The organism is Tabrizicola soli (assembly GCF_015999335.1).
Classification (GTDB): domain Bacteria; phylum Pseudomonadota; class Alphaproteobacteria; order Rhodobacterales; family Rhodobacteraceae; genus Tabrizicola; species Tabrizicola soli.
In genome coordinates this window covers 1-7,663 of the sequence record NZ_JAEACP010000046.1, presented here as the reverse complement: position 1 = coordinate 7,663, position 7,663 = coordinate 1, and the positions used below count along the sequence as shown (strand labels likewise).

The 7,663-nt window shown below is 63.1% G+C and carries 6 protein-coding genes, 1 tRNA gene and 1 pseudogene; 6 read left to right on the top strand and 2 right to left on the bottom strand.

The genetic code is table 11. From position 1 onward, the window contains the following. The 6 genes and pseudogenes from I7S92_RS22830 to I7S92_RS22805 all read left to right on the top strand — a co-directional run. A pseudogene (locus I7S92_RS22830) lies at positions 1-511 on the top strand (phage tail protein); the annotation flags it as partial. Continuing rightward, positions 511-1,389, top strand: coding sequence for a hypothetical protein (locus tag I7S92_RS22825; RefSeq protein WP_197647800.1), 879 nt, complete (start codon positions 511-513; stop codon positions 1,387-1,389). The pseudogene I7S92_RS22830 and the gene I7S92_RS22825, both read left to right, overlap by 1 nt. A 3-nt stretch (positions 1,390-1,392) precedes the next feature. After that, entirely contained in the window at positions 1,393-1,854 is a 462-nt protein-coding gene (locus I7S92_RS22820; protein WP_197647799.1) for a hypothetical protein, read from the top strand. A 30-nt stretch (positions 1,855-1,884) separates the two neighbouring features. After that, entirely contained in the window at positions 1,885-2,193 is a 309-nt protein-coding gene (locus tag I7S92_RS22815; protein ID WP_197647798.1) for a hypothetical protein, read from the top strand. A gap of 71 nt (positions 2,194-2,264) precedes the next feature. After that, positions 2,265-2,939 carry a YcbK family protein gene (locus tag I7S92_RS22810; protein WP_197647797.1) on the top strand — a complete coding sequence of 225 codons (675 nt, stop codon included), beginning with the start codon at positions 2,265-2,267 and terminating at the stop codon, positions 2,937-2,939. Further along, the gene (locus I7S92_RS22805) at positions 2,936-3,181 is read left to right on the top strand and encodes a hypothetical protein (RefSeq protein WP_197647796.1); all 246 of its coding nucleotides are present in this window, start codon (positions 2,936-2,938) and stop codon (positions 3,179-3,181) included. Before I7S92_RS22810 ends, I7S92_RS22805 begins: the two co-directional genes overlap by 4 nt. Before the next feature lie 175 nt (positions 3,182-3,356). Here the strand turns inward: I7S92_RS22805 and eruA are convergent, their stop codons facing one another. After that, positions 3,357-7,307 carry an NACHT domain-containing antiphage protein EruA gene (gene eruA, locus I7S92_RS22800; protein ID WP_197647795.1) on the bottom strand — a complete coding sequence of 1,317 codons (3,951 nt, stop codon included), beginning with the start codon at positions 7,305-7,307 and terminating at the stop codon, positions 3,357-3,359. A 229-nt stretch (positions 7,308-7,536) separates the two neighbouring features. Further along, positions 7,537-7,613 (bottom strand) — tRNA-Met (locus I7S92_RS22795). Positions 7,614-7,663 lie beyond the last annotated feature (50 nt).

Here is a 7,663-nt window from a genome sequence, read left to right as displayed (position 1 = left end):
TCTCGGACCTGTCGCCAGCGTCGTGACCAAGGGGGCGCAGGTCCTGCCCTTCGCCCCGGTGATGAGCCTCGCGGCCGACCCGGGCTGGATCGGCAGCGGGGTCAATGTCGTGGTCGATGGCGGGGCGCTGAAGCTTGCGGATATCACCAGCGAGGGCAGCTTCACCTTCCCGGCCGGGATGGACTTCGGGACCCTGCGCCGCGTGCGGCTGCGCTCGGAGATCGATGTCGCCGCGCTGAACCTCGGCGGGCTGATCGATGACCGGCTGGCGCTGATCGACAGCTGGCTCGATGTCGATGACACCGACGGCGCGGAGATCGACGTGATCGTCGAAGCCCGCAGCACCGACGACGATCCGGCAGGCACGCCCAGCTGGTCGGACTGGTCCCGGCTCGACAGCTCGGAAGACGAGGTCCGGGCGGTCGAGCTGCGCGCCCGGCTGATGTCTGAGAGCCCCGATTACAACGTGCTCCTCCTGAGGCTCCGCATCCATGCGGAAGAGGTATCCTGATGGTCGACTACAATCTTGCCAACCAGTCCGGGGCGCAGTTCCGGGCCGAGCTGAACCTGATCCTGGCGGCCCTGCAGTCCTGCGCCTTCGGGGCAACCGCGCCCTCCACCACGACGGCCGGGCAGCTCTGGGTCGATGCTTCCGGCGCCAGTCCGGTCGTGAAGGTCCGCAATGCGCTGAATACGGGGTGGACCCCGCTCGGCACACTGGCTGCGAGCGGGTTCGAACTGGCGGGCAGTTCGGAAGCCGGGCGGGCGCTGATCGCGGCGGCCAGCGTCGCGGCACAGCGCACGGCGCTCGGACTTGGCGCCGGGGCCACGCTGGGGCTCGCGAGCCAGGCGCAGGCCCAGTCGGGGACCGACAATGCCACGCTGATGACCCCGCTCCGGGTGGCGGAGGCGATCGCCGCCTTGGTGACCGGGGTCTCGAACCTCCTGCCCGATGCGATGGCGCCGACAGCCGCCGCCGACATCGTGGTCCTGAAGCATTGCTCCGGCGGCGGTACCCTGCCCATCTCCCACGACAAGTCCGGCAACGGGACCAGCTATGTCTTCCTCGCCGGAGAAACCGGAATCACCGCCACCCGGGACTGCGCCCTGCGCGTGGCCTTCGACCAGGCCCGGGGTGGTACCACGGCCACGCAATATGCCGCCGTGGTGCGGGACGGGGTGGTCTTGCAGGAATGGACCACCTCCAGCACCTCCTGGGCCGCCCGCAGCATCGATGTGACCTTGGCCGTGGGCCAGACGCTCTGCATCCGCCTCGGCGCAACAGGCGGAACAACCGACGTCGGCAACACCACCACCAACACCACCGGTAGCTCACTCATCCGCAACGTCCGCTACCTCGCGGACCAGCGCTCTCTGATCGGGATCTGATCCATGCAAGCCGAATGGCGCACTGCCGACCGCACCATCCTCGCCCTCATCGAAGACAGCGGCCATGTCGTGATCGTGGAACCAGGCCATCCGCTCTGGGCCTCTGCCTCCGCCCGGCCGGACATCGTGCCCTTCACGCCGCCCGTGGTGCCGGAGCCGCCCCCCGAGGATCCCCGCGCCGCGATCCCGCCGCTCACCCGCCGCCAGCTCTTCATCGCGCTCCACCGGCTGGGGCTCATCACCGCCGAAGAAGCCGTGGCCGCGGCCGCCACCGGCGCTGTCCCGGCCGCCCTCGAGCCCACCTTCGCCGCCCTGCCGGAGCCCGACCAGACCGACGCCCGCGTCACCTTCGCCGCCTTCCAGATGGCCTACCGGCTCGATCCCCTGACCGCGATGATCGCCGCGGCCGCCGGGAAAACCGAGGAAGAGCTCGACGCGATCTGGACCGGCTTCGCCGCGGTCTGAGCCTCTCCCATCCCCTGAAGGAAACCCGACATGACCGACAGACCCGGCCTCCTCGAGGGCGTGGCGCAGGCCTTCCGCGACCATGGCCTGACCGCCGCCCTCACCGCCCTGATCGGCGGCTCGCTCGCGCTCGCGGCCGCCGTCACCCGCAAGGCCTTCACCAACGAGGCGCTCCTCGACCGTCTCGACCGCGAGCTTGCACAGGAGCGGGAGCGCGTCGAGCGTCAGCGCGCCGAAGACCGCAAGGCCGATGCCGACCGGCTCGACCGCATCGAGACCGACATCCGCGCCATGCGCGACATGCTCTTCGAGGCCTTCCAGCGCACGCGCCCGGAGTGACTCTCCCCCCGCAATTCCGAACGACCACCCGAACCCGCCCTTTGGCGGGTTCTTCATTTGGAGGATTCCCCATGCCCACTCTGACCTATGCGCATTGGCGCGACGTGCCCGAGAAAGCCTGGCGCTGGCCGAACTTCTCGGCCGCCGAGATCGCCTGCCGCGGCACCGGTGCGATCAAGATCAACACCGAGGCCATGGACAGGCTGCAGGCGCTGCGCGACCGGCTCGGCAAGCCGCTGATCGTCCGTTCCGCCTATCGCAGCCCCGAACACAACCGCGCCGTCGGCGGGGCCCCGGCCTCGAAGCACATGCAGGCCACCGCCTTCGACATCGCGATGTCGAACCACGATCCCGCAACCTTCGAGGCGGCGGCGCGTGCGGTCGGGTTCCTTGGATTCGGCTATTACCCGCGCTCGGGATTCATGCACATCGACCTTGGGCCCGCCCGGTCCTGGGGCGATCCCTTCCCGGTCCGCGCGGTGCCCTTTGCCCCGGAACTGCCGCCTGCGCGCGAAGTCCTGTCGGAAAGCCGCACCCTGCGTGGTGGCGGGGCCGCAGGGGCGGCCACTGTCGGCGCGGCCGGGGTGGAGGTGCTGCAGGATGTCCTTGCGGAAACTCAGTCCACGATCCAGCCACTGGTGCCCTATCTCGACACCCTGCGCTGGGTGCTGATCGCCATCGCGCTGATCGGCATCGCCGTCACCATCCACGCCCGACTCGACGACTGGAAGCGGGGCCAGCGGTGATCAGCTGGCTTCTGACCCATGGCCCGGCGCGAAAAGCGCTGGGCCTCATCCTCACCGCAGCAGCGATCCTGCTGTTCCTTCTGAACCTGCGCCGTGCCGGTGAACGCGCTGGGCGCGCGGCCGAACGGCTAGACCTCCGAGAGAGAAACGATGCCATCCACCGCCAGATGCTCGACGCCGCCGCCCGTCGCCCTCCTGATCGCGATGCTCTCGCTGAGCGCCTGCGCGATGGGCGGTTCTGAGACCCGCGCGCCCTGCCCACCCGTCGTTGACTACACGGCCGCCGAGCAGGCGCGGGCGGGCGGCGAGGTCGAAGCGTTGCCGGAAGGGGCCGTCATTGTCAGGATGCTCGGCGACTACGCGGTCCTTCGCGACCAGGCGCGGGTCTGCCGGTAGAGGGGAGGCCAGCGCCGACCTTTAACGCCTGGAGAGGTCAAGAACCACAACATCAATCTTGCCCACAAGCTCGGCGGGCAAGCCTTCTTCGAGTTTCTTTTTCAGACCAGATGCCTGCAAGTTATCGTGGTTCTTTAGGCCTGCGATCTTTTCATTCGCCCCAAACCAGAGAACCAGATAGACACCCTGTTCTTCTGCTGTTGGGTGTACTGCGTAGCGATCTGCAAGCTGCATCTGGGCAGCTGTGAAAAGTTCAGCATTCCATTGGCCTTTGACTTCCACAACCAACATCCTGCGCCCCGCAGGCGTTTGGATAGAGCATGTGATGTCGCATCGATTGCCGCCCGCAAGCTGATGTTCAATCACGTCCACAAACCCAAGGGGTTCAAGGCGAGGTCTCAGCCAGTTTACGATGCGCTTCGTCGCGGCGTTCTCGCCAAGCCGCTGTCCTTTCTCGTAGAACTGGTCGATCACCCCAAGATCACCGCCGAGGACATCGTCCTGTAGGCGTCCAAGGAACTCGACAACGACGCGGCGCATATGTTCAACGCTGGCTGGCCGTCCCTGATCAAGTGCCCCTCTGACGGCTGCGGCGCTGGGTGGTGTGAAGTCGCGTAGGGATCTTGTGCGCCTGCTCGCCGCCCGTATGCTCCGCAGATTTCTGTGAAACGGTGCCATCCGAGGATCGGCGAGAAGGCCATCCAGAACCGGCAAGACAGCGTCCGTCGTATCCCGTCCTATCATGTAGACGATGTCAGTCAGATAACGATAGGCGGATTCCGGCTTCGGGCTACCAGTTCCCCAACTTGAAGGAAGTGGGACAGGCGGCCAGCGGTCAATGAACGTGTCCAAGATGCGCGCAATTTTCGCGGCACTCAGGTCGGGCCATGTCGCATCGTCCCCTCTCTGGTCACTTCGGATGTGTTCGAGTTCGAAGATGAAATCAGGGTTCCGATCAAGAACCGACCAGACCGCTGACTGATCGTCGTCCAAGAACCAGAAGTGGCGAAGGAACCAAAAGCGCCTTTGGGCTTCAAGCCTGTGGGGAAGCATGCCGGAATCAAGGTCTGCACAGCGCTCCCTGATCAAGGAAAGCAGGTCTGCGCGATCCCCGTAGCGAACAGCCATGTCGAAGAGCCGGTTTAAGGGGTGGTGTGCAATGGCCGGAAACTTGCGCAACCATTCCAAAGGACGCTTTGGCAGAAGGAAATGGAACATTGGCTTTCGTTCCAGCCAGCTTACGTCTGCCGTTTCGCTTCCAGAGGCGAGCTGAGCTTCAACGTACCCTGTTATGAACGCGTCTGCATCGGCCGCGTTGCGAAAAAGCGTTCCATCGACTGCTTCCTCGAACCGCTCGCGTTCACCCTCACTGCCCCAATTGTATCCACCGATGTCTGTTCGGACCGCGGCAAGGACGCGCCGATCAATCTGTGACAGGTCACGGGTAGCTCTAAACTCGGCGACGCAGGCGGCATGGAGCCTGACAACGCTTGCGCGAGCGGTGCCCAACGCACACTGTTCCAAGGTCGGGATGTCATCGCCGACAGTGCGGAGATAGTTCCGCAGGGACGCGCCTACGTCGATCAGCCCACGCGTAAGCTCGTCCATGTCGTTCGGTTGAACCAGGTAACAGCGCGCGATGTAGGTCAACCAGCCTTTGTGTTGGCCAGCTTCGATAATGCTGCGATCTCTGGTCAGTGATCTGACCGCCTTGCCTTCAGCTGCGCGCTCTCGACGCCGCCGACGGGCCTGAAAGCGATAGCGCCGTTCGCGATTTTGCCGCCAGCTGCGGAATTGTCGGCGTTGCCTGAGTGCCCACCTGGCGAGGAAATCCGGATTCTGAAGCGCTTGCTGTCGAGCATAATTTCGAAGCTCGTCCGGGCCCCTTTCCCCTCGCGCTCGATAGAAGTTGTGCGAGTGAACGAAAAAGTCCCAAAGTTCGACATTGCCTGTCGCAACTGCGTGATCCATCATCGGCCGGATATCGTCATACTGAAAAGACAACCCCGCATGGCCATAGCGGTCGATCCCTTGGTCGATCATGGCCTCTCGAGTGTTCAGCCCCTCGAAGATCATCCGCTGAATTTCACGCCGCAGGTGGTGTTCCTCCTGCAGGACGCGGACTGCCGCGCTATCCTTCGCACTGGCAGCGCGGTGGTAGTTAAGTGGTTTCAGCCAGCGCCAGATCCTCACAGGATCCCGCGGCGCCTCAGCGATGTCGAAAAATCTGTCAAGTAGATGCCCTGCAATCTTGCTGATGCCATCTCGGCAGTAACATTCCCATGAACGCGCACCGCAGGTGCACGCCACGCCCTGAGTAATCTCGCCAAGCAGCCAACCACACAGATCAGCGTCGAAAGCCCGCACTAGGATTCGAATGAAGTACCGTGATCCGATCACGCCTTCGCGCTCTCTTGGATCAGCCGGGTACAAGTTGGCGCAGACCAGAAGCAGGTCGCGAAGCTTTTCGCGAGGTAACCGAGCTACGCCCAGATAGCCAACGATCTTTGCAGCAAGACGCAGCGCCTCGTTCGTGGCAGACGCGATAAGTGGATCGACCATGAATGCCAGGTCGAGTTTCGCATTGACGAGGCAATCGAGCGCTGCGTGCCTGCACTGTGGCGTGGCGGTGGCGTCCAGCACGATCGCTTCCAGTTCTGGACGCAGCAAAGTGACCGCTGGCGAACCCGACAGAAGCTCGAGGAGCAACGCGCGCAAGTCTCCTCCGCCCTCGCGCACAATCATCGGGCGGATCGCATCAACGATGTCGGGAGAAAAGAACCCCGAAGCGCTGAAACTTCGCCAGCGATCTACACGGCGGAAGAAGGGATCATCGGCCTCCAGTTTGCCCAGGGCTTCAAGAAGTCGATGTCTGGACCTAACCGAGAGACGCGATGGATCCCCGTTTGAGAGGACTGCATAGGGGTCAACATCGATTGCCGCATCCTGGACATTCTGGCTTCCCAATGCCGCCATCCAACCAAGGAGACCACGAAGGTCATCACGGGTTGCACCGTTGGGTGCCACGAGGCTGAGACACTGCTTCACGGTGAATGCATTTGCAGGATCGTCAATCCGTTGGACAAGCGCCCGGGCTGCACAATGCTCCGCAACGATGCGATGGACCGGCTCATGTCGGTCGGCGCCTGCGGCTGGACGGAAAAGGCGGGTGTCGAGGATCGAGGGGAGGCGTTGGTCGGGAAGGCCAAGGTCAGCGAGACGGGGGAATGTTGGGCCTTCGGCGAGAGCAGCCATAGAAACCCCGTCGGAACCTGACAGGAGGAGGCGCGCAAAAACTTCATCTGCCCAAGCAATGCGTTGTTCAGTTGTCGGCGCATCTCGGGTGGTAACCGACCTGTTTGTTTCGCGAGCCAGATAGCGAACCGCGTCGCCGAAGATCTCATGTCGATTCGTGAATCGGCCACCGGCCTGAACGAACGCATCCGCGAACAGGTTCAGGAACTCTGGATTGCCAAGGAGATGAGTAAGGTCGTGGCGGGCGGCATCGGAGAGGAAATTCTCGAAGTTGGCGTCCGGGTGGCGATGGCGAAAAAGCAGAGCCTGTTCGTCTTGATCAAAAGGGACCAATCTGGCGAGGATCGGCTCGGTGCCCAGGATTTCATGCAGAAGACGAGTGTCCGCGTCGCTCCATTCCCCAGATCGGCTCGACAGGATTGTGCGATCAGCTCCCGTATGTCGCAGCTCTTTCAAAGCGCGATGAAGGCCTGTGGGATCAATGCGAGCAACCTCATCGAAGGCATCGACGACGATGCAGGACGCAGTCGTTCTTTCGAAGATGCTTGCTTTGACTGGCGTTGTGCCAAAACGCGCCGCAAGACTGGCCAGCAGCGCAGTTTTTCCTGCCCCTGGTTCGGCGAGAACGATTGCGACACCAGGCGCGGTGAGCAGATCACCTTCGGCAATACGCACTTCACCGATGATGAGCTTTCGGGGGATGTGAAACGTGGGCACGGGAAACTAGCTTTCGGACAACGTTGAGTTGTTGGCCGAGGATGCAGTGCTGGATCGATGCACGCAAGGTCACGGCGTAACCTTTGCACGCCGCTGCATACCTCTGCCCGCTTATGCGTGCTGGTGCAGTTTTTCTGGTGTCGTGTTGATGTGGCGTTGATGTAAACCGCAAACGCCGAAAGCCGAGCGTTTTGCTCGGCTTTGAAGTCTTTGATAAGACGGGTAAATTTGGTTGCGGGGGCAGGATTTGAACCTGCGGCCTTCAGGTTATGAGCCTGACGAGCTACCGGGCTGCTCCACCCCGCGCCATTTGTGCCTTGACTTGGCACGCGTGCCCCGAGGGCTTTTTCTTGCGA

Coding starts and splice junctions, on each gene's coding strand:
- I7S92_RS22825 (WP_197647800.1), top strand. CDS start 511: ATGGTCGACTACAATCTTGCCAACCAGTCCGGGGCGCAGTTCCGGGCC.
- I7S92_RS22820 (WP_197647799.1), top strand. CDS start 1,393: ATGCAAGCCGAATGGCGCACTGCCGACCGCACCATCCTCGCCCTCATC.
- I7S92_RS22815 (WP_197647798.1), top strand. CDS start 1,885: ATGACCGACAGACCCGGCCTCCTCGAGGGCGTGGCGCAGGCCTTCCGC.
- I7S92_RS22810 (WP_197647797.1), top strand. CDS start 2,265: ATGCCCACTCTGACCTATGCGCATTGGCGCGACGTGCCCGAGAAAGCC.